Annotated in this window: 19 protein-coding genes and 1 tRNA gene; 12 read left to right on the top strand and 8 right to left on the bottom strand. The window is 62.7% G+C overall.

Annotated features, from left to right (window positions below; all coding sequences use genetic code 11):
- Window positions 1-119 precede the first annotated feature (119 nt).
- The 3 genes from EN824_RS26195 to EN824_RS26185 all read right to left on the bottom strand — a co-directional run bounded on the left by EN824_RS26195 (window position 120) and on the right by EN824_RS26185 (window position 2,758).
- Window positions 120-1,424, bottom strand: coding sequence for an integrase arm-type DNA-binding domain-containing protein (locus tag EN824_RS26195; RefSeq protein ID WP_135881038.1), 1,305 nt, complete (start codon window positions 1,422-1,424; stop codon window positions 120-122).
- 213 nt (window positions 1,425-1,637) lie between these two features.
- A tRNA-Phe gene (locus EN824_RS26190) sits at window positions 1,638-1,713 on the bottom strand.
- Window positions 1,714-1,885: 172 nt separating this feature from the next.
- The gene (locus EN824_RS26185; RefSeq protein WP_127276325.1) at window positions 1,886-2,758 is read right to left on the bottom strand and encodes a helix-turn-helix domain-containing protein; all 873 of its coding nucleotides are present in this window, start codon (window positions 2,756-2,758) and stop codon (window positions 1,886-1,888) included.
- Window positions 2,759-2,862: 104 nt separating this feature from the next.
- Here EN824_RS26185 and EN824_RS26180 point away from each other — a divergent pair, with 104 nt between their 5' ends.
- The 5 genes from EN824_RS26180 (at window position 2,863) to EN824_RS26160 (ending at window position 9,108) form a co-directional block, all read left to right on the top strand.
- Window positions 2,863-4,134: an ABC transporter substrate-binding protein gene (locus tag EN824_RS26180; RefSeq protein ID WP_135932876.1), complete on the top strand. Its 1,272-nt coding sequence runs from the start codon at window positions 2,863-2,865 to the stop codon at window positions 4,132-4,134.
- A gap of 128 nt (window positions 4,135-4,262) precedes the next feature.
- The gene (locus EN824_RS26175) at window positions 4,263-5,123 is read left to right on the top strand and encodes a sugar ABC transporter permease (RefSeq protein ID WP_127276329.1); all 861 of its coding nucleotides are present in this window, start codon (window positions 4,263-4,265) and stop codon (window positions 5,121-5,123) included.
- Window positions 5,120-5,956, top strand: coding sequence for a carbohydrate ABC transporter permease (locus EN824_RS26170; protein WP_127276331.1), 837 nt, complete (start codon window positions 5,120-5,122; stop codon window positions 5,954-5,956). The genes EN824_RS26175 and EN824_RS26170 overlap by 4 nt, the downstream gene beginning before the upstream one ends.
- Before the next feature lie 8 nt (window positions 5,957-5,964).
- Window positions 5,965-7,044 (top strand): sn-glycerol-3-phosphate ABC transporter ATP-binding protein UgpC, encoded by a 1,080-nt coding sequence (gene ugpC / locus EN824_RS26165; RefSeq protein ID WP_135932875.1) that lies wholly within the window; start codon window positions 5,965-5,967, stop codon window positions 7,042-7,044.
- 36 nt (window positions 7,045-7,080) lie between these two features.
- Window positions 7,081-9,108 carry an aldo/keto reductase gene (locus EN824_RS26160; protein ID WP_135932874.1) on the top strand — a complete coding sequence of 676 codons (2,028 nt, stop codon included), beginning with the start codon at window positions 7,081-7,083 and terminating at the stop codon, window positions 9,106-9,108.
- Window positions 9,109-9,130: 22 nt separating this feature from the next.
- Here EN824_RS26160 and EN824_RS26155 read toward each other — a convergent pair whose 3' ends face one another.
- On the bottom strand, window positions 9,131-10,039 hold the full coding sequence (locus EN824_RS26155) for an AraC family transcriptional regulator (RefSeq protein ID WP_189522223.1): 909 nt from the start codon (window positions 10,037-10,039) through the stop codon (window positions 9,131-9,133).
- Between the two features lie 213 nt (window positions 10,040-10,252).
- Here EN824_RS26155 and EN824_RS26150 point away from each other — a divergent pair, with 213 nt between their 5' ends.
- The 6 genes from EN824_RS26150 (at window position 10,253) to EN824_RS26125 (ending at window position 19,300) form a co-directional block, all read left to right on the top strand.
- A complete protein-coding gene (locus EN824_RS26150) occupies window positions 10,253-11,719 on the top strand; it encodes an alpha-glucosidase/alpha-galactosidase (RefSeq protein WP_127276824.1) in 1,467 nt (488 codons plus the stop codon).
- 152 nt (window positions 11,720-11,871) lie between these two features.
- The gene (locus tag EN824_RS26145) at window positions 11,872-13,953 is read left to right on the top strand and encodes an ABC transporter substrate-binding protein (protein WP_135930378.1); all 2,082 of its coding nucleotides are present in this window, start codon (window positions 11,872-11,874) and stop codon (window positions 13,951-13,953) included.
- A gap of 134 nt (window positions 13,954-14,087) precedes the next feature.
- A complete protein-coding gene (locus EN824_RS26140; RefSeq protein ID WP_135932873.1) occupies window positions 14,088-15,095 on the top strand; it encodes an ABC transporter permease in 1,008 nt (335 codons plus the stop codon).
- A complete protein-coding gene (locus tag EN824_RS26135) occupies window positions 15,096-16,232 on the top strand; it encodes an ABC transporter permease (protein ID WP_127276818.1) in 1,137 nt (378 codons plus the stop codon).
- Between the two features lie 10 nt (window positions 16,233-16,242).
- The gene (locus tag EN824_RS26130; protein ID WP_127276816.1) at window positions 16,243-17,910 is read left to right on the top strand and encodes an ABC transporter ATP-binding protein; all 1,668 of its coding nucleotides are present in this window, start codon (window positions 16,243-16,245) and stop codon (window positions 17,908-17,910) included.
- Window positions 17,911-17,929: 19 nt separating this feature from the next.
- Complete coding sequence (locus EN824_RS26125) at window positions 17,930-19,300, top strand: alpha-glucosidase/alpha-galactosidase (protein ID WP_127276814.1); 1,371 nt, start codon at window positions 17,930-17,932, stop codon at window positions 19,298-19,300.
- A 22-nt stretch (window positions 19,301-19,322) separates the two neighbouring features.
- Here the strand turns inward: EN824_RS26125 and EN824_RS26120 are convergent, their stop codons facing one another.
- From EN824_RS26120 to EN824_RS26105, 4 genes are all read right to left on the bottom strand, one after another.
- Window positions 19,323-20,324: an ABC transporter permease gene (locus EN824_RS26120; RefSeq protein ID WP_127276812.1), complete on the bottom strand. Its 1,002-nt coding sequence runs from the start codon at window positions 20,322-20,324 to the stop codon at window positions 19,323-19,325.
- A gap of 16 nt (window positions 20,325-20,340) precedes the next feature.
- Entirely contained in the window at window positions 20,341-21,129 is a 789-nt protein-coding gene (locus tag EN824_RS26115) for an ATP-binding cassette domain-containing protein (RefSeq protein ID WP_210212409.1), read from the bottom strand.
- A complete protein-coding gene (locus EN824_RS26110) occupies window positions 21,129-22,082 on the bottom strand; it encodes a sugar ABC transporter substrate-binding protein (protein WP_127276810.1) in 954 nt (317 codons plus the stop codon). The genes EN824_RS26115 and EN824_RS26110 overlap by 1 nt, the downstream gene beginning before the upstream one ends.
- A gap of 111 nt (window positions 22,083-22,193) precedes the next feature.
- Window positions 22,194-23,321 carry an SGNH/GDSL hydrolase family protein gene (locus tag EN824_RS26105; RefSeq protein WP_189343531.1) on the bottom strand — a complete coding sequence of 376 codons (1,128 nt, stop codon included), beginning with the start codon at window positions 23,319-23,321 and terminating at the stop codon, window positions 22,194-22,196.
- 211 nt (window positions 23,322-23,532) lie between these two features.
- Here EN824_RS26105 and EN824_RS26100 point away from each other — a divergent pair, with 211 nt between their 5' ends.
- On the top strand, window positions 23,533-24,738 hold the full coding sequence (locus EN824_RS26100) for an ROK family transcriptional regulator (RefSeq protein ID WP_135932872.1): 1,206 nt from the start codon (window positions 23,533-23,535) through the stop codon (window positions 24,736-24,738).
- Window positions 24,739-24,753 lie beyond the last annotated feature (15 nt).

The raw sequence follows: 24,753 nt of genomic DNA, 5'->3' as shown, positions 1-24,753 counted from the left end.
CCCTCAAATGGATCGCTTTCTTCAGCCGTCGCCGCGACCACACCGCCCTATGAAGGGAGCCAAGACGGCTGGCGATTTGAAGGAGCAAGGCCTCCCCCACGTCTCCTTGGGCGTCAGTGTCATTTTCGGAGATTGGAGATTCGTCTCAATCCTTGGCTAGCCGCCGAGGTTGGATTCGAAGTGGACGATCGCGATGGTGCATGGGGAGCAGGCTTCCCGTGTCCTCTCATTGAGATCACCCGCGCCTTTTTGCTCTCGAGTTCATCCAGATAATCGGCCCACCATTGCATCATCTTGACGCGCTCTTCCCAGTGCTCAGCCCGGGCATAGGCGCGACGAACGTCGTTGTTCTCAATGTGGGCCAACTGCCGCTCTATGGCGTCTGGATGCCACTGCCCACATTCGTTCAGCAGGGTTGATGCGGTTGCTCGAAAACCGTGCGCGGTGGCTTCTTCCTTGCCGTAGCCCATACGGCGCAGCGCGGCGTTGAGTGTGTTGTCGGAAATCGGACGCGAATCCGATCGAACACCAGGAAAGAGCAGCGATCCACCACCGGAGATTTCTTTGAGCGAAGTCAGGACGCTTGCGGCCTGCCTTGAAAGGGGTACGCGGTGCGGCCGTCGCATTTTCATGCGCGCTTCAGGAATGACCCACACTAAGCTTTCGAAATCGAACTCTTCCCATTCTGCCGCGCGAAGCTCACCGGGGCGAGGAAACATCAGTGCCATCAGCTTCAGGGCGGCCCGGGTTGTAGGCTGTCCGTCAAATGCGTCGACTGCCCTCAGCAAGCCTCCCACGGCCTTAGGATCGGTGATTGCGGCACGCGGCGTGACCGTTGGACTGATGAGTGCGCCTCTCAAAGCGATCGTCGGATCTGCCTCGGCGCGTGCGGTTGCGATGGCGTATCGAAACACGGTGCCGATGGTAGAGCGCAGTCGCCTGGCCGATTCGTATCGACCGCGAACCTCCACGCGACGAAGGGCGGCAAGGACAGCTGCCGGATCGATCTCCCGAATGCATTTGTCGCCGATTGTCGGATAGGCAAAATCGAGCAGCCACTTGACCTTGCTGATCGTCCGGTCGGCACGTCCCTCCTTCTTCAGCTTCTCAACATATTCGTCCGCGATTGAGCGAAAGGAGTCCTTTGCCGAATCGGTCTTCCGCAAGCTGCGTTCTTTTCCAGGGTCGGTGCCAGCCAGCAGCAGCCGTTTAGCATCATCGCGCGCCTCCCGCGCCTCGGCCAGGGAGACAAGGGGATAGCTGCCCAGCGCGAGCAGTTTCTGCTTGCCGTCAAAGCGGTAGGCGACCCGCCAGAGGCGAGAGCCCGTGGGCTGCACCCATAGCTGCAGCCCGCCCCCGTCAGATAATTTCACGAGTTTGGAAGCCGGGCGGGCGTTTCGGCATTTCACGTCGGAGAGGGCCATTCGTCAGGTCTCCCTTGGCTGTTGCGATACCATCAGGATGTCGAATACCAACGGAAATACCATCCCCCCGCCTCGTTGGACCAAATGCGCTCGAAGTGCTCTCGGCCCAGCTAAAATGCGCAATTTGACATAAAAAGATCAACAATTTCAGCCGCTTGCGGGGACTGAAAGCGTAGAGGGTTCGGCGAAAGGGAGTGTCGGGAGAAGAGGGAATGGTGCCCAGAGGCGGATTCGAACCACCGACACGCGGATTTTCAGTCCGCTGCTCTACCAACTGAGCTATCTGGGCCTGCTCCGGCTAACGAAAAGTCGTGTTCCGGATTTCATGAAGGCACCGTGGGCGCCCCTTGAAAGCGCGTGGGTTATAGCACGGGAATTCGGCCTGTCCAGCGCCCAGGTGTGGATTTCCCGCAGGAAAAGAAATGCCGCCCGATGGGCCGGTTTGCATGCCGTGCGCCCGCCTATCTGGCGCCTGCCAGGCCTTTGCGGAAGTCGGATGGGGTCATGCCGGCCAGCTTGCGGAAGGATTTGTTGAAGGCGCTGAGCGAGCCGAAGCCGGAGTCCATGGCGACGCGCAGCACGTTGGCGTCCTGGTGCATCAACAGTGCCTGCGCATAGCTCAGCCGCAACAGGTTGACATATTCGTTGAGCGTCATGCCGGTCGATTTCTTGAACAGGCTCATGGCGTATTTGGGGTGGATGTCGGCGGCCGCCGCTATGTTCACGCAATCGATGTCGTAGAGGAAATTCTCGGCGATGAAATCGCACATGCGCCCGACATTGCGCGACGATTGCTGGTCGAAGGGGTTGCCCGCTTCCTGTCCGGCGGTGTTTACCGGCACCAGCCGGTAGGGCTCGAACCTTACCCGTTCCAGCCGCAGCAGAAGTTCGTTGACGGCATGCTCGGCCTTGGCCGGATCGCCCGAGCGGGCATAGCGGTTCCAGCGGGCGAAATTGTCGTTGTCGGATTGATCGGTGGCGCTGGTCACCAGCGTCGCACCCGTCATCAGCCGGTGGCGTATGTCCGCGGGCAGGTGCAGCCGAAAGAAATGCACCAGCGGCAGATGCGCGCCGGCATAGACGGCGTCGTCGCTCAAATCGTCCATCTGGTGCGGCAGGCCACCCCAGAACAGGCACATCTCGCCGGCCGAAAGCGATATTTCGTGCTCGTTCATGCGGTAGTGGACGGAGCCGCGGACGATGAAATTCACCTCGACCTGGGCATGCCAATGCGGCTTCAGCATCACCAGGGGGCTGGTGTGGAACATCTGCAGCAGCAACGGCAGGCCTTCCACGCTGCTGGCACCAGGCTGGTAAAACGGCCGTTCGGGCATCTTACTTTCCGCCAATTTCGTATTCCCTTTGTCGGGGACAGGCCCTTGCCGGTGCCTAGTCTAGCCAGGCTCGCAGAGAGAGCAAATGAAATGGGAGGATTTCAATGCGCATCACACTGTCCTGCGCCGTGCTCGCGCTTGCCTTGGGCTCAGCCCCGGCCTTCGCGCAATCCGGCGAAATCACGATCTGGAGCTGGAATGTCGCCGCCTCGTCGCTGAAGGCAACGGTTGCCGGTTTCAACAAGCTGCATCCCGACATCAAGGTCACCGTCCAGGATCTCGGCAACCAGCCGACCTATGACAAGTCGATCGCCGGATGCGCGGCCGCCGGCGTTGGCCTGCCCGACGTCGTCACCATCGAGAACGGCGAGGCCGAGAATTACTGGAGCCAGTTCCCCGACTGTTTCGTCGACCTGCACACGCTGGGCTACACGGCCGAGGACCAGAAGAAATTCCCCGATTTCAAGCGCACCGAACTCGAAGTCGGCGACAAGGCCTATGCCATGCCGTGGGATTCCGGTCCGGTCGCCGCCTTCTATCGTCGCGACTTCTACGAGAAGGCCGGCGTCGATCCGGCATCGATCAAGACCTGGGACGATTTCATCGCCGCCGGCAAGAAGATCCAGGCCGCCAATCCGGGCGTCTCGATGACCAATGCCGATTTCAACGGCGACAGTGAATTCTTCCGCATGATCGCCAACGAACAGGGCTGCGCCTATTTCGCCGAGGACGGCCAGTCGATCACGGTCAACCAGCCCAAATGCGTCGACGCCATGACCAAGCTCAAGGAGATGAAGGACGCCGGCATCGTCTCGTCGGCCGACTGGGGCACCAAGATCACCAACAACACCGCCGGAACCGTCGCCACCCAGGTCTATGGCGGCTGGTACGAGGGCACCATCCGCACCGAATCGGCGGGCGAAAACGGCAAATGGGGCGTCTACCTGATGCCGAGCCTGACCGCGGACGGCCCGCGTGCGGCCAATCTCGGCGGCTCCTCGCTCGCCATCACCTCGGCGTCGAAGAACAAGGAAGCTGCCTACGAGTATTTGAAATACACGCTCGGCACCAATGAAGGCCAGATCACCATGCTGAAGGAGTTCGGCCTCGTCCCCTCGCTGGTCTCGGCGCTGAACGACCCCTATGTCGGCCAGGGCCTGCCCTACTGGGGTGGCCAGGCGGTGTGGAAGGATATTCTGGGCACCTTGCCCAAGGTTGTTCCGAGCCGCGGCACGCAGTTCCAGAGCGATGCCGAGATCATCGTGCGCGCGGTGCAGACCAAATATCTCGCCGGCGGCTATCCCGACGCCAAGGCGGCACTCGACGATGCCGCCAGCCAGATCGCCTCGGCGACCGGGCTGCCGGTCAAGTCCTGAGGTGCTGACAGCTTCCTTCTCCCCGTCACTATACGGGGAGAAGGTGCCGGCAGGCGGATGAGGGGCGGCGCCTACTTCGGCAATTGCTGCCTCACTAACCGGAAAAACAGAAAGGAGGAGGAGAAAAGATGCGCAACCGCAATGCGACGGCCTATCGCTTTCTCACGCCCTATCTCCTGATCTTCGCCATCTTCTGGGTGTGGCCGATCATCTCCTCGTTCCTGATCTCGTTCCAGGCAACACGCACCGTGCCCTGGCGCTTCGCGCCGGGCTTCAACTGGGGCCGGCTGATCGGCGACCCCGCCTTCTTCAACGCACTGAAGAACACGCTGGTCATTCTGGTCATCCAGGTTCCGGTGATGATCGCGCTGGCCATGGTGATGGCGGTGCTTCTGAATTCGCCGCTGCTCAGGGCGCGCGGCCTCTACCGCTTCGCCTTTTTCGCCCCGGTGGTGGTCGGCGAGGTCGCCTATTCCGCGGTGTTCCGGCTGATGTTCAGCCTCGATTTCGGCATCGTCAACAAGCTCCTGAACAGCATCGGCCTGCCCAAGGTCGACTGGTTCTCCAACGTCACGCCGGCCATGGCGCTGATCATGATCGCGGTCACCTGGCGCTGGGCCGGCTACAACGCCATCATCCTGCTGGCCGGCATGCAATCCATTCCCGAGGATGTCTATGAGGCGGCGACGCTCGACCGGGTGAGCAAGCTCAAGCAATTCTTCCACATCACCCTGCCGCTGTTGAAGCCGGTCATCGTCTTCTGCGCCGTGCTGTCGATCATCGGCACCATGCAATTGTTCACCGAGCCGTTCCTGATCACCGAGCGCGGCGGGCCGGGCGGCGGCACCGAGACGCTCGGCCTGCTGCTTTACCGCCAGGGCTTCCGCTCGCTCAATTTCGGCTATGCCTCGGCCGTCGCCTACACCATGGCGGGGCTGGCGATCGCCATCACGCTGGTGCAGCTGTGGCTGACGAGGGAACCGAAATGAGCTCGCTCTCATCGGCAAGACTGAAACGAAGCATCGCGCTGCACCTCTTCCTGACGCCGCTGGCGCTGATCTGGCTGTTTCCGCTGTGGATGATGGTGGTGTTCTCGACCATGCCCGACAATGGCATCTTCAGCCCCGGCATCGAACTGTTGCCGCACGGCAATTTCATCGACAATTTCAACAATCTGCAGCATGACACCGACTTCGTCGGCGCCATCGTCATCTCCGTTTGCGTGGCGGTGACCTACACCGTCCTGTCGGTGCTTTTGACCTCTATGGCCGGCTGGGCGCTGGCCCGCTACCAGTTCTTCGGCAAAAGCGTGGTCGTCGCCATCATCCTGGGCACCATCACGCTGCCCTATGCGGTGGTGCTGATCCCGCAATTCATCATGGTGGCGCGCGACTTCAAGCTCGCCAACACATGGGTGGCGCTGATCGTGCCGCCGCTGTTCAATTCGCTTGGCGTGCTGTTCATGCGCCAGAGTTTTTCCATGATGCCCGACGACCTGTTCGATGCCGCCCGCGTCGAGGGCGTCAAGGAGTGGCGTATCTTCGTCTTCATCGCCTTGCCGTTGGCGCGGCCGATGCTGGCCGCGCTCTGCATCATCCTGTTCCTTGCCTCCTGGAACAACTATCTCTGGCCGTTGCTCATCAACAGCCAGCCGGGTTCGATGACAGCACCCGTGGCGCTCGGCACGCTGATCGGCCTGACCAAAGTCTCTTGGGGCGGCATCATGGCGGGCGCGGTGATGCTGACCGTGCCGATGCTTGTCGTCTTCGTGCTCCTGCAGCGTCATTTCATCGCCGGCATCGCCGCGGGCGCGGTCAAATAGGGAGCAGAATGGCAACCGTCACGCTCACAAACGTCGCCAAGCGCTTCGGCGCCTTCGAGGTCGTCCACGGCGCCAACATCGACATCGCCGATGGCGAGTTCGTCGTCTTCGTCGGCCCGTCAGGCTGCGGCAAGTCCACGCTGCTCAGGATGATCGCCGGGCTCGAGGACATCAGCGGCGGCGAGATCGCCATCGGCGGCAAGGTGGTCAACGATGTCGAGCCGGCCGATCGCGGCATCGCCATGGTCTTCCAGTCCTACGCGCTCTATCCGCATATGAGCGTCGAACAGAACCTCTCCTTCGGGCTGCGCATGACCGGCAACCCCAAGGCCGACACCGAGCGGCGGGTGAAGCGCGCGGCCGAGATCCTGCGCATCAGCGAATTGATGGACCGCCGTCCCAAGAAACTCTCCGGCGGCCAGCGCCAGCGTGTCGCCATCGGCCGCGCCATCGTGCGCGAGCCGCAAGTGTTCCTGTTCGACGAGCCGCTCTCCAATCTCGACGCCGAACTGCGCGTGCAGATGCGGGTCGAGATCTCAAGACTGCACAAGGAGCTCGGCGCCACCATGGTCTATGTCACCCACGACCAGACCGAGGCGATGACGCTCGCCGATCGGATCGTCGTGCTGCGCGGCGGCCATGTCGAGCAGATCGGCCGGCCGCTCGATCTCTATGACAATCCCGACAATATTTTCGTGGCTGGCTTTGTCGGTTCGCCGAAGATGAACTTCATCAAGGCCCACATTGTCGGGCGTGATGCAAAAGGCGTCGTGGTCGAGTTGGCGGGCGAGGAGCAAACCCGCATCACACAGCCCCTGACGGTTGCCGCGCCGGAACCTGGGAGCAAGGTCATCGTCGGCGTGCGGCCCGAACATTTTGGCAGCGCCGGTGAAGGCGACGCCGACCTCACCGCCACCATCGACGTGGTCGAGCACCTCGGCGGCACGAGCTTCCTTTACGCCAGGACGAGCCATGGCGAGGACATCGTGATCCAGCGCGCCGCGGCAAAGGTCCCCCAGACATCGAAGGTCACCGTTTCCATCCGCAAATCCTACCTGTTCGACGAAAAGGGGCTGCGGCTGCGCTGACCGGCCGCCCCTTTCCAAGCCCGCAAGGAGAATGACATGACTGTATCAACGCCCATTCGCTGGGGCATCGTCGGGCCGGGGGGCATTGCCAAGGCCTTTGCCGGCGGCGTCGCCGGGTCGCGCACAGGGACACTGGTCGCCATCGGCGCCCGCAACCCCGGCAAGCCGGGCCTGGCCGAGAGCTTCCCAGGCGCCCGCATCCTCGATGGCTATGAAGCGCTGCTTGCCGATCCGGAAATCGACGCCATCTACATCGCGGTACCGCATCCCGGACACGCGCAATGGGCGATCAGGGCTGCGGAAGCGGGAAAGCATGTGCTTTGCGAAAAGCCGCTCGCGCTAACGGCCTTCGAGGCCGACGCCATGATGCATGCGGCGCGAAAGGCCGGCACCTTCCTCGGCGAGGCCTTCATGTACCGGCTCCACCCGCAGACGCTGCAACTGGTGGACCTGGTCAAGTCGGGCGTCATCGGCGAGATCAGGATGATCAAGTCGAGCTTTGGCTTCGCCATGCCTGATTTCATGCCGGAGCATCGGCTCTACGCCAACGATCTTGCCGGCGGCGGCATCCTCGATGTCGGCGGCTATCCCGTCTCGATGGTGCGCCTCATTGCCGGCGCCGCCGCGGGAGAGCCATTCGCCGAACCCGACAAGGTCGCCGGCACCTCCCATCTTGGTCAAACCGGCGTCGACGAATGGGCCTCCGCTGTCCTGCATTTTCCAGGCGGTATCGTCGCGGAAGTTTCCTGCAGCATCTCGCTCAACCAGGACAATGTGCTGCGTATCTTCGGCACAAAGGGGCGTATTGAGGTTCCCGACTTCTGGTTCGCCGGCGGCGACCGCGATGTCGGCCTCGGCCGGATCGACGTGATCGGCGCCGACGGTACGCGCGAGACCATCAGCGTCAACGAGAAGCGCCACGTCTATTCCTTCGAGGTCGATGCCGCCGGCGAGGCGATCCGCGCCGGGCGGCAGGAATTCGCCTGGCCGGGCATGGGCTGGGCCGACAGCCTCGGCACCTTGCGCGTGCTCGACAGATGGCGTGCGGCCGTGGGATTGGAATATGAGATCGAGAAGGCCTCGCTGCGCACCAACACCATCTCAGGCCGGCCCTTGCGTTCGGGCGGCACGGCGATCGGCAAGCGCACCATTCCGGGCCTGGCGAAGCCGGCTTCGGTGGTGGCGCTCGGCTTCGAGGATTTCCGCACCTTCTCCTCCGGGTCGATCCTGCTCGACGCCTTCTTCGAAACCGGCGGCAATCTGTTCGACACCGGCTATGTCTATGGGGGCGGCTACACCGAGACGCTGCTCGGCCAATGGCTGAGGAACCGTGGCGTGCGTGAGCAATCGGTCGTTATCGCCAAGGGCGCGCATTCGCCGCTCTGCTATCCCGACGTGATCGGCAAGCAGCTTGCCCAGTCGCTCGACCGTCTGCAGACCGACCATGTCGATATCTATTTCATGCATCGCGACAATCCGGACGTGCCGGTCGGTGAGTTCGTCGACGCGATGGATCGCGAGGTGAGGGCCGGCCGCATCCGGGGACCGTTCGGCGGCTCGAACTGGACGATGCAGCGCATGGACGAGGCGATTGCCTATGCCGAGCGCACCGGCAAGCAGAAGCCGGGCGCGCTCTCCAACAATTTCTCGCTGGCCGAGATGCTGGAACCGATCTGGGCCGGCTGCATCACCTCTTCTACCGATGACTGGAAGGCCTGGCTGACATCCAGGCAGATGCCCAACTTCGCCTGGTCGAGCCAGGGACGCGGCTTCTTCACCGATCGCGCCGGGCGCGACAGGCTGGACAGCGAGGAACTGGTGCGGGTCTGGTACTCCGAGCGCAATTTCGGCCGCCGCGACCGCGCGATCGAACTCGCCGCCCGGCTGCGCAAGAGCCCGATCCACATTGCGCTGGCCTATGTGCTCAATCAGCCTTTCCCGTCGGTTCCCTTGATTGGGCCGCGTACGCTGGGCGAACTGGACGACAGCCTGCGGGCGCTGGACATCGCGCTTTCGCCCGCCCAACGCAAGTGGCTGGACGGCGGCAGCCTGCACGCGGCCTGATGGAACGAAGCTCGAAGCGGTGTCAGATCTCGTCGTCCGACAGTCTGGCGCCGCGTCTGGCCGGGGTTTGCAAGCTGGCATACATGCCGGTGGTGCGGAACTGGCTGGGCGTCGTCCCGTAGAGCCGGCGGAAGACCTTCGAAAAATAATTAGCGTCCTCGAAACCGCACAGGATGGCCACTTCCTTCACGGGCAGGAAGTCCGCTTTCGTCAAAAGCTTCGCCGCCCGTTGCAGCCGCTGCTGCAGCACGAACTCGGCGGGCGGCAGGCCTTCGCTCTCGGCGAAGCAGCGCGAGAAATGAGCCCGGCTGAGCCCGCTGATCTGGACGAGGTCCGCCACCGGCAGGGCTTTGTCGAGATTGGCGTTGATGTGATCGATGACCGGCTGCATGGCGCTCTGTTTTTCGGCAAAGGCGTGCGAGCCGAACACATCGTCATAGAGCGCCATCGCCGCCTCGTAGGCGATGGCCGAAGCGGCACCTGGTGAAGCGGCCCCCTTGATGAGACGCAGGCTGCAATCGGCGAGATGGTCGATCGTCGCCGGCTGCAGCCGAAAGACCGGCCCCGACACGTCGAGGATCGATTTGTGGATGCGCAACGCCTCCTCGCCGTTCATCGAGATCCAGAAATATTCCCAGCGCTCGTCCTTGGCCAGCCAGTAGCGGTGGTTGTGCGGCACCAGCACCAGAAGCGTGTCGTTCGTCTGCAGGCGGTAGTCGCGGTTCTCGTAGCGCAGCCGGCCGGTGCCGCTGATCGTGTGCTGGAGCACGGTGAACGGTGTCTGGCCGCGCTTTCGCCCATCCCAGTCATAGGTCACGTCCTCGCGCACCTCATAGCCTGTGCTCGTCGGCATGGCATGCAGGCGCTGGCGGCCGCGCGGCAGCGAGACCGTCCGCATCGACTGTCCGTTGGCGATCAAATCACGCAGCACAAAATTACCCCTGAAAGCATAATCCTTCTCTGGCCGTGACCGCGAATAAGCGCATAATCCCGCCTCGAAGAACGCGAATAACCCGCGATCGAGGAGCGGGCGGGAGGAGAGAAAGCCGGATTCCGGCTTGAATGGCATGCACGCCAAGGCGTGTGGCCGTTTTCCTCCCTTGCTGCTCCTTGCCTAGCATTCGATTGGATCGAGGTGAAGGTGATGAGTTTCAAAATCGCTATTATCGGCGCCGGCAGCGTCGGTTTCACCAAGAAGCTGTTCACCGACATTCTGTGTGTGCCGGAATTCAAGGACATTGAATTCGCCCTGACCGACGTCAGCGAGCACAATCTGGGGATGATCAAGGCGATCCTCGACAGGATCGTCGAGGCGAACGGATTGCCGACCAGGGTGACCGCGACAACAGACCGCCGCAAGGCAATCGAGGGCGCGCGCTATATCATCAGCTGCGTGCGGGTCGGCGGCCTCGAAGCTTATGCCGACGATATCCGCATTCCCCTGAAATACGGCATCGACCAGTGCGTCGGCGACACGATCTGCGCCGGCGGCATCCTCTACGGCCAGCGCAACATTCCGGTGATCCTGGATTTCTGCCGGGATATTCGCGAGGTTGCCGAGACGAACGCGAAATTCCTCAACTACGCCAACCCGATGGCGATGAACACCTGGGCGGCGATCGAATACGGCAAGGTCGACACGGTTGGGCTCTGCCACGGCGTCCAGCACGGCGCCGAACAGATCGCCGAGGTGCTGGGCGCGAAATCGCCTGGGGAACTCGACTATGTCTGTTCCGGCATCAACCACCAGACCTGGTTCATCGAGCTCAGGCTAAACGGGCGTGAAATCGGCAAGGACGAACTGGTCGCCGCCTTCGAGGCGCACCCGGTCTATTCCCGGCAGGAAAAGCTGCGCATCGATGTGCTGAAGCGCTTCGGCGTCTATTCCACCGAAAGCAACGGACATCTCTCCGAATATCTGCCCTGGTACCGCAAGCGTCCCGACGAGATCACCCGCTGGATCGACATGTCGGACTGGATCCACGGCGAGACCGGCGGCTACCTCCGTTATTCCACGGAAACCCGCAACTGGTTCGAGACCGAATATCCGCAGTTCCTCGAAGCGGCGTCGAAGCCGATCGATCCGCAAAAGCGCTCCAACGAGCATGCCAGCCACATATTGGAGGCGCTGGAGACCAACCGCGTCTATCGTGGCCACTTCAACGTCAAGAACGACGGCGTGATCACCAATCTGCCACGCGACGCCATCATCGAGTCGCCCGGCTTCGTCGACCGCTTCGGCATCAACATGGCCGCCGGCATCACGCTGCCGGAAGCCTGTGCCGCCACTTGCATGGCCTCGATCAACGTCCAGCGCATGTCGGTCCATGCCGCCATATCTGGCGACATCGATCTTCTGAAGCTTGCCGTGCTGCACGATCCGCTGGTCGGCGCCGTGTCGACGCCCGAGGAGGTTTGGCAGATGGTCGACGAAATGGTCGTCGCCCAGGCGCAATGGCTGCCGCAATATGCCCATGCGGTTCCGGCGGCCAAGGAGCGACTGTCGAAATCCGCGGTCAAGACCCGCGAATGGGCGGGTGCCGCGCGGCGAAGCGTGCGCTCGATCGAGGAATTGCGCGCCGAAAAGGCCGCTCTGAAACAGGCCGGCTGAAAACCGGGCGCGCCAGTGGATCCAGGGAGGCAGGTCCACCGCAGTCAGGCGTGCCGGAGCAATTCCAGGAGAAGGGTGAATCTCCGTCCGGAATTGCGTCGAGGCCTAACAGGACGAGCAGCAGCAGACGTCTGAACACGAGGGAGGAGACCATGAGGAACCTACGCAGCATTGGCATTGCCGCTGGACTGGCGCTGAGCGTCTCCGTTCCGGCGCTCAGCGCTTTCGCTTCCGAACCGACCGTGCCGCCGGTCCCGGCGACGTTTCCGGCCGAGGGCAAGATCAAATACGTGGCGCGCGACTCCGTCCTGGAGTTCAAGGCGCTGCCCGAGTATCACGAGCCCGGCTGGGTGACGGAAAAATACGTCAAGATCGGCAAGCTGCCGCCGGTGAAAGACCGGCTGCCGAAAGAGCCGCTGGTCTTCAAGACCGCCAACATGCCGGACGGTATCGGCGTCTACGGCGATACGATGCGCCATGTCATCGGCGGCCGGCCGGAAGGCTGGAACTACGGCGCCGGCCAGACCCAGGGCTGGGGCGGCATCGACATCGGCCTTTCCGAGTGCCTGACGCGCACCGCGCCGCTGTTCCAGGTCGAGGCGAAGGACACCGAGCCGCTGCCCAACCTCGCCAAAAGCTGGGACTGGTCGGCCGATGGTCACAAGCTGACCATGCATCTCGTCGAAGGCGCCAAATGGTCCGACGGCGTGCCATTCAACGCCGACGACGTCATGTTCTACTGGGACGACGAGGTCATGGATCCCAACGTCTCGCCGCTCAATGGCGCCACCCAGGAAACCTTCGGCGTCGGCACGACGCTCAAGAAGATCGACGACTACACCGTCGAGTGGACCTTCAAGGACGCCTTCCCGAAGCAGCACCTCTACGCAATGGCCTATGGCACGTTCTGCCCCGGTCCCGCGCACATCTTGAAGCCGCAGCACCCGAAATATTCGAAGAACACCTACGACCAGTTCAAGAACGCCTTCCCGCCGGAATATATGAACATGCCTGTCATGGGCGCCTGGGTGCCGGTCGAATATCGGGCCGACGACATCATCGTCATGCGGCGCAATCCCTACTATTGGAAGGTGGACGAGAAGGGCAACCAGCTGCCCTATCTCAACGAGCTGCATTACAAACTGTCGACCTGGGCCGACCGCGACGTTCAGGCGGTCGCCGGCGCAGGCGATTTCTCCAATCTCGAGCAGCCGGAAAATTTCGTTGCCTCCCTGAAGCGCGCGGCCGAGCCGAATGCGCCGGCGCGTCTGGCCTTCGGCCCACGGCTGATCGGCTACAATCTGCGCCTGAACTTTTCCGCCAATGGCTGGGGCAACCCCGATGAGCGCGGCCAAGCGATCCGCGAACTGAACCGCAACGAGGATTTCCGCAAGGCCGTCACCATGGCGCTTGACCGCAAGGCGCTGGGCGATTCCCTCGTCAAGGGGCCGTTCACCGCGATCTATCCAGGCGGCCTCTCCTCCGGCACCAGCTTCTACGACCGCAAATCCACCGTCTACTATCCTTTCGACCTCGAGGGCGCCAAGGCCGAACTCGCCAAGGCCGGTCTGAAGGACACAGACGGCGACGGCTTCGTCAACTTTCCAGCCGGCACCGCCGGCGGCAAGAACGTCGAAATCGTGATGCTGGTCAACAACGACTACACGACCGACAAGAGCCTCGCCGAAGGCGTGGTGGCGCAGATGGAGAAGCTTGGCCTCCGGATCGTGCTCAACGGGCTTAACGGCACGCAGCGCGATGCCACCCAATATTCAGGCCGCTTCGACTGGCTGATCCGGCGCAATGAGCAGGAGCTGACCTCCGTGGTGCAGAACACCGTGCAGCTCGCTCCAGTCGGCCCCAAGACCAGCTGGGATCATCGCGCGCCGGAAAGCGGCGAGGTCGATCTGATGCCTTTCGAGAAGGACCTCGTCGACATCGTCAACAAATTCGTCTCGTCGGCGGATAACAACCAGCGCGCCAGTCTGATGCGGGACTTCCAGAAGATCTCGACCGAGCACGTCTACAATATCGGCCTGACGGAATATCCCGGCGCCTTGATCGTCAACAAGCGCTTCTCGAACATTCCGCAGGGCACGCCGATCTTCATGTTCAACTGGGCCGAGGATTCGATCATCCGCGAACGGGTCTTCGTCGCGGCCGACAAGCAGGCGAAATATGAATTGTTCCCGGAAGAGCTTCCCGGCAAGCCTGGAGACAAGGGTCCGATGTAAGATTAAAGGCCCGATGTAAGTTTACCTCCCTGACTGAGAGAAACCCGGCCGCGCCGCTGGCGCGGCCGGGACAAACCAACCCTCCGAGCGCCCCTCCAGGGGAGCGTCCGGCGAGATGAGGAAGCGGACCGTCGATGTTGCGATTCCTGCTCACGCGCATAGCGTCGGCAATACCGGTTCTCGCTATTCTGAGCCTCGTCACCTTTGCCATCATCCAGGCGCCGCCTGGCGACTACGCCGATTACATTCGCTCGCAGCTGATCAACCAGGGCGGGGCCTCCTTCGCCGAGGCCGACGCTCAAGCCCAGGCCTATCGCGTCGAACACGGCCTCGATAAGCCGCTGCCCGTCCAGTATCTCAACTGGATCGGCGGCATCGTCACCCGCGGCGATTTCGGCTACAGCCTCTATTACAACAAGCCAGTGGCCGAGGTCGTCGGCGAGCGCCTGCCGCGCACGCTGCTGCTGGCGCTGGTCTGCCATCTGCTCGCCTCGGTGCTGGGCGTCACCTTCGGCATATGGGCGGCGACCCGGCAATACACCTGGATCGACTCGACGCTTTCGGCCATCTCTTTCCTCGGTATGACGGTGCCGCGCTTCCTGATGGCGCTGATCATCGTCTATCTCCTCGTCTTCCAGTTCAACGTCTCGGAGATCGGCTCATTCTTCTCGCCGCAATATGGCGGCGCGCCATGGTCGTGGGCCAAGTTCGTCGACCTGGTCAAGCATGTCTGGCCGGTGGTGGCGATCGCCACCTTCGGCGGCCTCGCCTACAATATGCGCGTCATGCGCGGCAATCTGCTCGACACGCTCAACGCGCAATATGTCGAGACAGCCAAGGCCAAGGGCCTGACCGGCAGCGCCGTCGTCATGCGCCACGCCGTGCCCAACGCACTGCACCCGCTGGTCATGTATCAGGGCGTGGTGCTGCCCTATATGCTGACCGGCGAGATCGAGACGGCGATCATCTTCGCGCTGCCGACCGTCGGTCCGGCGATCGTCGGCTCGATGGCGGTCGGCGATGTCTATGTCACCGCCACCTTCATGATGGTGCTGTCGGCGACGCTGATCGTCGGCAACATCATCGCCGACATGCTGCTGGTCCTGCTTGATCCGCGCGTGCGCCAGTTCGGGGAGGGCTAGATGCTGGCGCGCGACCCTTCACCACCACCCTTGCCGGCCGAGCGAGCCACAGTGGCACCCGCGCGCGGCAATGAGAGCTACATGGCGCTTGTCTGGCGCCGGCTGAAGCGCTCCTGGACCGGTATGGCCGGACTTTGGCTGGTCGTGCTGCTCCTGGTCATGGCCGTTTTCGCCGAATTCCTGGCGCCGATGGATCCGAAGGCGACCGATGTCGGCTTCGCCCCGCCGCAGCTGCCTTCCTTCCACGACAAGGACGGCAATTTCGTCGCGCGGCCGAGGGTCTATGCGCTGGCCGATTCGGCCGATCTCGATCCGGTCACCTTTCAGCCCATCGTCGGTCCCGACTACGACCACCCAAGGCTGCTTGGCTTCTTCGTAGAGGGCGCGCCTTACAGGCTCTTCGGGCTGATCCCGGCGAACCGGCATTTCTTTGCCTCGACGGACGGCCAGCCGGTGCATTTCCTCGGCACCGATAAATTCGGCCGCGATGTGCTGTCGCGCGCCATCCACGGCTCGCGCGTTTCGCTGATGATCGCGCTGACGGTCGTCTTCATCATCACCGTCATCGGCACCACAGTCGGCATGGTGTCAGGCTATTTCGGCGGCCGGTTCGATGTCTGGATGCAGCGCTTCGTCGAATTGGTGCTGGCCTTCCCGCAACTGCCGCTCTATCTCGCGCTGACGACGCTGATCCCGGTCACCGCGCCGACCAATGTGTTCCTCGCCTTCGTCATCATCGTCATGTCGGCGCTCGGCTGGGCACAGATGTCGCGCGAGGTGCGCGGCAAGACACTGGCGCTGGCGCGCATCGAATATGTGCGCGCCGCCATGGCGGTCGGGGCCACCGACCAGCGCATCATCCTGCAGCACATCTTCCCCAATGTGATGAGTCATGTGATCGTCGCCGTGACGCTGGCGATCCCGACGGTGGTGCTGCTGGAATCCTTCCTCGGTTTCCTCGGCTTCGCCGTCAAGCCGCCGCTGATCTCCTGGGGCCTGATGCTGCAGGACACCGCGACCTATTCGGTCATCGGCACCTATCCCTGGATCCTGTCACCGGTCGGTTTCGTGCTCGTCACCGTGTTCGCCTTCAACGCGCTGGGCGACGGCCTGCGCGACGCCGTCGATCCGTATTGAGGGGACCGGGATGACCATCGTACTCGCCGAGCCCTTCGCACCAGCCTTCCGCCTCGACCATGATGGGCGCCAGGGAGAGCCCGTCATCGACGCCCGCAACATCGAGGTCGCCTTCAAGGTCGAACACGGCGTGGTCGAAGCGGTCAAGGACATCTCGTTCCAGCTCTATCGCGGCGAGACGATCGCGATCGTCGGCGAATCCGGTTCCGGCAAGTCGGTGACGGCGCGCACCGTCATGGGCCTGCTGTCGCGGCGGGCCACCGTGTCGCCGAAATCGAGCATCTGTTACGACGGACAGGACATCCTGAAATTCCCCGAGAGCGCCCGGCGCAAGCTGCGCGGCAACCGCATCTCGATGATCTTCCAGGAGCCGATGAGCTCGCTCAACCCGATCTATACGGTCGGCAGCCAGATCGTCGAGGCGATCAGGGTGCATCGCAAGGTGAGCCGCAAGCAAGCCTGGGCGCGGGCGCTCGAACTTTTGCGGCATGTGCAGATCCCCGAACCCGAAGCGCGGCTCAAGCAATATCCCCACCAGCTCTCGGGCGGGCAGCGCCAGCGCGTGATGATCGCCATGGCGCTCGCCAACAATCCCGACGTGCTGATCGCCGACGAGCCGACGACCGCGCTCGACGTCACGGTGCAGGCCCAAATCCTCAACCTGATCCGCAATCTGCAGAAAGAGCTGCGGATGGCGGTGATCCTGATCACCCATGATCTCACCGTGGTGCGCAAGTTTTCCGACTATGTCTATGTGATGCAGCATGGCGAAATGTGCGAGCACAACGTCACCGAACGGCTGTTCGCCGATCCGCGGCATCCCTATACCCAGCGGCTGCTTGCCTCGGAGCCAAGGGGACGCCCGCAACCGTTGCCGGAGGGCTCAGGCACCATCCTCGAGGCGGATGGCGTGCGCGTCTGCTTCATGCTGCGCCATGGCACGTTTCTCAAACCGGACTGGCGTGAACTGGTCGCGGTCGACGATCTCGATCTCAAGCTTTGCCGCCACGAGACGCTGGGACTGGTCGGCGAATCCGGTTCCGGCAAGACCACCTTCGGCCAGGCGTTGCTGCGGCTGACCGACGCCAAACGCGGCGAGATCCGTTTCGACGGCCAGCCGATCCATGGCCTGTCGCGGACGCAGATGCGGCCGCTGCGCTCGCGCATGCAGATCGTCTTCCAGGACCCGTTCTCCTCGCTCAACCCGCGCATGACGATCGGCCAGATCATCGAGGAAGGGCTGATCGTCAACAGCATCGGCGCCACGTGGCGCGAGCGGGTCGAGCGGGTGCGCGAGGCGCTGGTCAGCGCCGGCATGCCGGGCGATATCCTGTCGCGGTTTCCGCATGAATTCTCCGGTGGCCAGCGCCAGCGTATCGCGATTGCGCGGGCCATCGCGCTCGAACCCGAATTCATCCTGCTCGACGAGCCGACATCGGCGCTCGACCTGTCCGTCCAGGCGCAGATCATCGATCTCTTGCGCAAGTTGCAGGACGAGCGCGGCTTGAGCTACCTGTTCATCTCGCACGACCTGAAGGTGGTGCGCGCGCTGTGCCACCGCGTCATCGTCATGCAGCACGGCAAGATCGTCGAGCAGGGACCCGTCGACGAGGTCCTCACCAATCCCAAGACCGCCTACACCGAACGGCTCGTCAGGGCCGCATTCGACGTGGCCTGAACACATGCCGGAGGTTAACGTGGCAAGACATCCCAGGATCACTTTCATCGGCGCCGGTTCGACGGTGTTCATGAAGAACATCGTCGGCGACGTGCTGCAGCGGCCGGCGCTTTCGGGCGCCACGATCGCGCTGATGGACATCAACCCGCAGCGGCTGGAAGAAAGCGCGGTCGTCGTCAACAAGCTGATCGCCACGCTTGGCGTCAAGGCGAAGGCCGAGACCTGCACGGACCAGCGCAAGGCGCTGGCGGGCGCCGATTTCGTCGTCGTCGCCTTCCAGATCGGCGGCTATGAGCCCTGCACCGTCACCGATTTCGAGGTGCCGAAGACGTACGGCCTGCGCCAGACCATCGCTGATACGCTCGGCGTTGGCGGCATCATGCGCGGCCTCAGGACCGTGCCGCATCTGTGGAAGATCTGCGAGGACATGCTCGCCGTCTGCCCGCGGGCGATCATGCTGCAATATGTCAACCCGATGGCGATCAACACCTGGGCGATATCGGAGAAATATCCCGAGATCCGGCAGGTCGGATTGTGCCACTCGGTGCAAGGCACGGCCATGGAACTGGCGCACGACCTCGACCTTCCCTACAACGAGATTCGTTACCGCTCGGCCGGTATCAACCACATGGCCTTCTATCTGAAGTTCGAGCATCGCCAGCCGGACGGATCCTACCGCGATCTTTATCCCGACCTGGTGCGCGCCTATCGCGAGGGCCGCGCGCCGAAGCCCGGCTGGAACCCGCGCTGTCCTAACAAGGTGCGCTACGAGATGCTGACCCGGCTGGGCTATTTCGTCACCGAAAGCTCGGAGCATTTCGCCGAATACACGCCCTATTTCATCAAGGACGGCCGCCCCGATCTGATCGAGAAATACGGCATTCCGCTCGATGAATATCCCAAGCGCTGCGTCGAGCAGATCGAGCGCTGGAAGGACCAGGCACAGGCCTACCGCTCGGCCCAGCGCATCGAGGTCGAGGAGTCCAAGGAGTATGCCTCCTCGATCATGAATTCAGTCTGGACCGGCGAGCCGTCGGTGATCTACGGCAATGTCCGCAACAATGGCTGCATCACCTCGCTGCCCCGCGATTGCGCCGCCGAAGTGCCGTGCCTGGTCGACGCGTCCGGCATTCAGCCGACCTATATAGGCGACCTGCCGCCACAACTGACGGCGCTGATCCGTACCAACATCAATGTCCAGGAACTGACGGTGCGGGCGCTGATGACGGAAAACCGCGAACACATCTACCACGCGGCGATGATGGATCCGCACACGGCGGCCGAACTCGACCTCGACCAGATCTGGTCGCTGGTCGATGATCTCTTGGCCGCCCACGGCGACTGGCTGCCGGCCTGGGCGCGGACAAGCCGCAAGACCCACGCGGCCTGAGCAGGGCAACTCCGGGAAGACCTCACCGGCGGCGCTTGTACAGACGTTCCCTGCGCATGTGATCAACCGCCACTGCGCAGATAAGGATCGCGCCGATGATGATGCTGTTGTATTGGGGCGGCACGCTGGCAACGATGAGGGCGTTATCGATCGCCGATAGCAAGAGGGCCCCGACCGCAACGCCGGTGATTGTGCCCAAGCCTCCGAGCAAGCTTATACCCCCTATGAGCACGGCCGTGACGACCGAGAGTGTGACCGAGGGTCCGCCGGCGGCAACTTGGCCACTTCCAACGCGCGCAGCGTAGATGACACCGGCAAGGCCGGCGGTGGCGCCGGCGGTGACGTAGAGGATCGTATCGAGCCTGTTGACCTTGAGGCCGTTGGCGATCGCGGCCTTGCGATTGCCACCCAGCGCGCGTGTCTCGACACCGAACGGCGTCTGCTCGAGCAGGAACCAGAAAAGCAGTCCCAGCGCGATGGCATAGAGAACGATGTAGGGGACGCCGAGCACGGCTCCCTGACCCAGGGCCTGAAACGTTTCGGGCAGCGGGACAATGTCTTCTCCGCCAGTGAATTGGACACATAGCCCGCCGACGATGAAGAATGTGCCGAGCGTCGCTATGATCGGAGGCACGTGCAGCCGCTCGATGATCACGCTGTTGACGTATCCGACGGCGGCACCAGCCGCCACGCCCGCCAGGACGGCGAGCGGCCAGGGCGCTCCCCACACCAACAACCACGCGCAGATGATGCCGCCAAGCGTAAAGACGGCGCCCACGGAGAAATCGAGCCCGCCTCCGATCATGAGCAGTGAAGCGCCGCAGCCCATGACGAAATAGATCACCGCCGCGCGGGCGATGTCGGTGAGATTTGCCGGGTTGAGGAATGCGGGGTTGCGAAGCGTGGCAACGATCCCAACCGCCACGATGACCGCCAGCAATGTCGTTTCCTGACGCAACATCAATTCCGAAAGGACACCTTGAGAGGCTGTCGAAGATTGGTGTTCTGCCTGTTCGCTGGCCACGGTCTGGTTCCCTCGTTCAGGCAAAAGTTGGATCGGAACTGGCAGTGTCGCCCTGGATCGCACCTGTAATCAGTCCGATGATTTCATCACGGCTGGTATCCTTGGTGCGTCGCGTCGCGACCGAGCGCCCCAGCCGCATGACAGTGATGCTGTCGCTGTTGCGGAACACGAAATCCATGTCGTGGCTGATGCAGATGACGGCTTTCCCCTGCTGCCGGAGTTCGCCGAGGATTTCTCCCACATGGGCCGTCTCCCGGACTCCCAGTGCCGCGGTCGGCTCGTCGAGAAGCATGATCGGAAGATCCATCCGAACCGCACGGGCTATGGCGACGATTTGACGTTCGCCACCAGAAAGGAGCCCGATCTGCGTGCGGACCGAGCCGACCCTTATCTTCAGGTCGTCCAGCACCTTGGCGGCTTCCGTCTCCATGCGGCGACGGTCCAGCCGGAAGCGCCCCCTGCGCGGAATGGCTCCCAAAGCCATGTTCGTGGCGATGTCCAGGCATTCGACAAGGGCGAGGTCCTGATGAACAACCGAGATGCCGAGGTGATGGGCCGCCGACGCGTCCCGTATCTCAACCGACTTTCCGCCCAGTCGCAGTTGCCCCTGATCCGGACGGAAAATCCCGCACATGATCTTGAGCGTGGTCGACTTGCCCGCGCCATTGTCGCCGACAATGGCATGGATTTCGGCCACCCCGGCGGTGATATCGACATTCGACAACGCCTTGACGTTGCCGAACGACTTGCCCACCCCGCGCATCTCCAGCGCGGGTGCCGGAATGTCCGGCTGGGCGATTGCCATCACTGCCATCCCTTGGCGAGATACGCCTTGTAGTCGCTCGCGTCGAACATGCGCACGCCAACATCGATCTGCGGCTGAACCGCCTCGCCGCGAGCGATGGCCGCGACGGAATCGACCATTTTGGAACCTGCCGTGCAGAGATCCTGCAGCATCAACTTGTAGACGGTGCCGTCGGCAAGTCCTTGCTCGCCCCCACCTGCCGTCCCGTTGGCGACGAATACGACCTTGCCGGTCAGGCCTTTTGACTTGATGGCAGCGGTCCCGCCCTGCGTGGCGGTTCCCATATGCGAGGCGATGACGTTGACCTCGGGATGCGCCGTCAAAAGGGCATTGGCCTGGTCAAGCGCCTTGCTGGCATCGTCGTTGGTGTAGACCACAGCGGACACGGTGACGTTCTGGGTCTTCGCGGCCGCCGCGGTGAACCCGTCGACGAAGGCTTTGGCCGCGCCGCTTGGTCCCTGCGCCATCAGCCCGACATGCTGCGGCCCCTCGCGCTTTGCTATCGCTTCGACAAAGATTTCGCCGACCCGTGTGAAGTTCGCACCGATGTTCACGTTCGAACCGGATTCCGTTCCGGAAGCACCATAGAACGTGCCGACCATGATGCCGGCCTTCCCCGCCTGCTGGAGCACGGGAACAAATCCCGCCGTCGCCGGAAAAGTCAGTATCGCTCCCGCCTTGTTGGCGATGCCCTGCTGAATTTGCTGAATCATGACGGTGGCATCGAGATTGCCGGTGGTCGGACCGGATTCGGTCGTGGGAATGTTCAGCTCCTTCGCCCGATTGGCGACGCAGTCGCCGATCAGCCGCCACGCCGGATATTTGGGCAGCGGGTTGACGAAAAGGATCGAGGAAAGGTCCGCCGCTCCAGCAGCCGCTGGTCCGAAGGCGGTGAAGGCACTCAATGTGCATGCCAGCGCTATGCGCGACAACCGCAGACTATTGGTTCGCATGAAATCCTCCCATTGACGCTTGCAGTCACGGCTCGCCAGCGTTCGAGGACATTATGCAACAAACAATGGCGGGTGTCAATAATAAGTCATAATGACTTACTAATTGTTCGCCTATTCGAACAGGGCCATGTCGATGGCTTGCGCCATGGCCCTGTAGCCTGCGTCGCTCGGGTGGATGTGATCGCCGCAATCATAGGCTGGGAGAAGCCTGGTTGGCCGGCCGGGATCGCGAACGGCGGCATCAAAGTCGACAAAGCCGTAAACGCCCTCGGCCTTTCGGATCCATGCATTGACGGCGCCGCGAACCTTCTCTTTCTCGGGCGTGTAGAAATCGCCGACCGGCGATTCCGATGTTGTTCCTTCGAATGGGGTCAGGGTCCCCAGTATGACGCGAATGCCGGCAGTCTCGGCGCGCACGGCAAGCTGCCGGATCGCCGATATGATTTGTTTTGCCGTTACGGCCTCATCGGCGCCCGCAAGCGCGGTGTTGGGCCAGCCTATGTCGTTGACGCCCTCCAGAATGATGAGATGCGACACCCTGGGCAGGCTGAGCACATCGCGGTCGAACCGCTCCAAAGCCTTCGTGCCGCGGCGATTGCTCAGAAGCCGGTTGCCGCCGATACCAAGATTGAGCACGGCCAGGTCCTGCGTCGCGGTGCCGGCGCTGAGCCGCTCGCTCAGAATGTCCGGCCACCGCCTGTCGCCGTCTATCTGCGAGCCGTAGCCGTCGGTGATGGAGTCGCCGAAGCAGGCAATCGCGCGCGATCCTTCCTTTGCGTCGACATAGATGGCTGAAGCGAAGTAGCGGCTGGTGGTGGTTTGCTGAAGCGGCAGGAGTTCGGAGGCGGCGAAATTCCCCGGTATGGATATGAATGCCGTCTGCTGCGCCTCGTAATGATGGGTTTCCACCGGAAGATGGCCGCTCACATAGAAACTCAAGGCAAGCCGGGACAGCGCGGGCGTTGCCAGTTCCACGGGATCGCTGAACAGTGGAGCGCCCGGCGCAATCGAGGCGGTCGCCTCGCCGCCAAAGGTGAGGGGGCGGCTTGTCAGGGGCTGGATGGCTCCGTCCTCGCCCGCAAGTGCGACGTGCGCCGCGTTGATGACGATCGGTGCGCTGCCGAACTCGTTCGACACCCGTATCCTTAACCGCCGGCCTCCGACGCTGATGCGGGCAATCTCGCGAACCGTCTGGTTGTAGAACCCTGGGATCACCATGTCGGCGGCCCAGATATTCATAGGGCTGGCAGTCCATGTTGCGATCCAGTCGCCGCGTATCATCTTCGCTTCCCTCGTCTTTGGTCCATGCCAGCTACTTTCAGGTCGCAGACCAAGTCAATAGGTAATTTCGATTGACTTATTTGCCCTCCTCCTGCAAATCCTTGCCAAGGGTCGTATCTGCGTCCGCCAACACCAAGGTCGGCGGGCGCGTCCTTATTGGGGTATCACTGTGACCGGACGTATAGGTGGCGCAAGCTCTGCCCGAACGAGCCCGAACGGTATTTATTCAGGTTACAGGGGCGCGAACCAGGTCGGCCTCCGCGCGTCGAATGAACGTCTTGCCCTGTCGCTGATCAGGATACACGGTCAACTGTCCAAAGCTCAGATCGCCGAGATCACCGGGCTCACCAAGCAGACCGCGTCCGTCATCGTCCGCTCCCTCGAGGCGGAAGGACTGCTGGTGGCGGGAAGGCCCGTCAAAGGCAAGGTCGGACAGCCGTCGGTCCCGATGTCGATCAATCCCGAGGGAGCGCTGTTTCTTGGCCTGCGGCTGGGGCTGCGCCATGCGGACATCGCACTGGTCGATTTTGTCGGCGGGGTCCTGGAGCAGCGAAGGCTGTCGTACGGCGCGGGCGAAATGGGTGAAATAGCACGCATCGCATATACGGCGATTGCCGAGATGCGCTCGCGCCTGACCTCAGCCCAGCACGCGAGGCTGGAGGACATCGGCATAGCGGTAGCTTCGGATATTCTTGCGGCGGTTGCCAACGGCAAGGGCACGGACGGTCCGGAGAGCGCGTGGGCCGAGTTTGAGGACCTGGCCCTGCAGTTGGGCAAGGAAACACATCTATCGATCTATCTCGACCGGGATGCGGTGGCGGCATGCAGCGCGGAACTGGCCTATGGGCTGGCCGGAGGCGCGCCCGACTTCCTCTATATCTTCATCGGGCATTCGCTTGACGGAGGCATTGTCCAACATGGTCGGCTCGGCTTCTCGCGCCGCGATGCAAGGCCTGGGATCGGACGTATCCTGGTGCCATCTGCGACCGGCGGCGTGGCACCGCTCGGCACATCGGTTTCGGTTGACGATGTCGGCCTGGCGCCAGGGTCTCGCGCCCCTGACCCGCAACTCAGGAAATGGATTGAGGCAACCTCGTCCAGCATATCGCTGGCGGTCCATTCGGCGTCGGCGCTTGCCACATTCAGGGGCATCGTTCTGGACGGCCTCATGCCGCAATGGGTGAGAGCCGAGCTGGTGAGGGAGATCAGGGAAAAGCTCACGGCCATCGGCGCCAGCGATCTTGCGTCTCTCTTCGTCAGGGATGGCACGTCGGACCGGCAGGCAGCCGGCCTTGGGGCGGCCTGCATTCCCCTCCTCGACAGATTCTTTTTGCAGTCGGACTCCAATGGCCCTGCGGGCTCGCCAGAAGCCTGATCGAAAGTCTGGCCC

Source organism: Mesorhizobium sp. M8A.F.Ca.ET.181.01.1.1 (assembly GCF_004792025.1).
Classification (GTDB): Bacteria; Pseudomonadota; Alphaproteobacteria; order Rhizobiales; family Rhizobiaceae; genus Mesorhizobium.
Note: the sequence above shows the minus strand (reverse complement) of the source record. Positions and strands in the feature narration are given on the sequence as shown.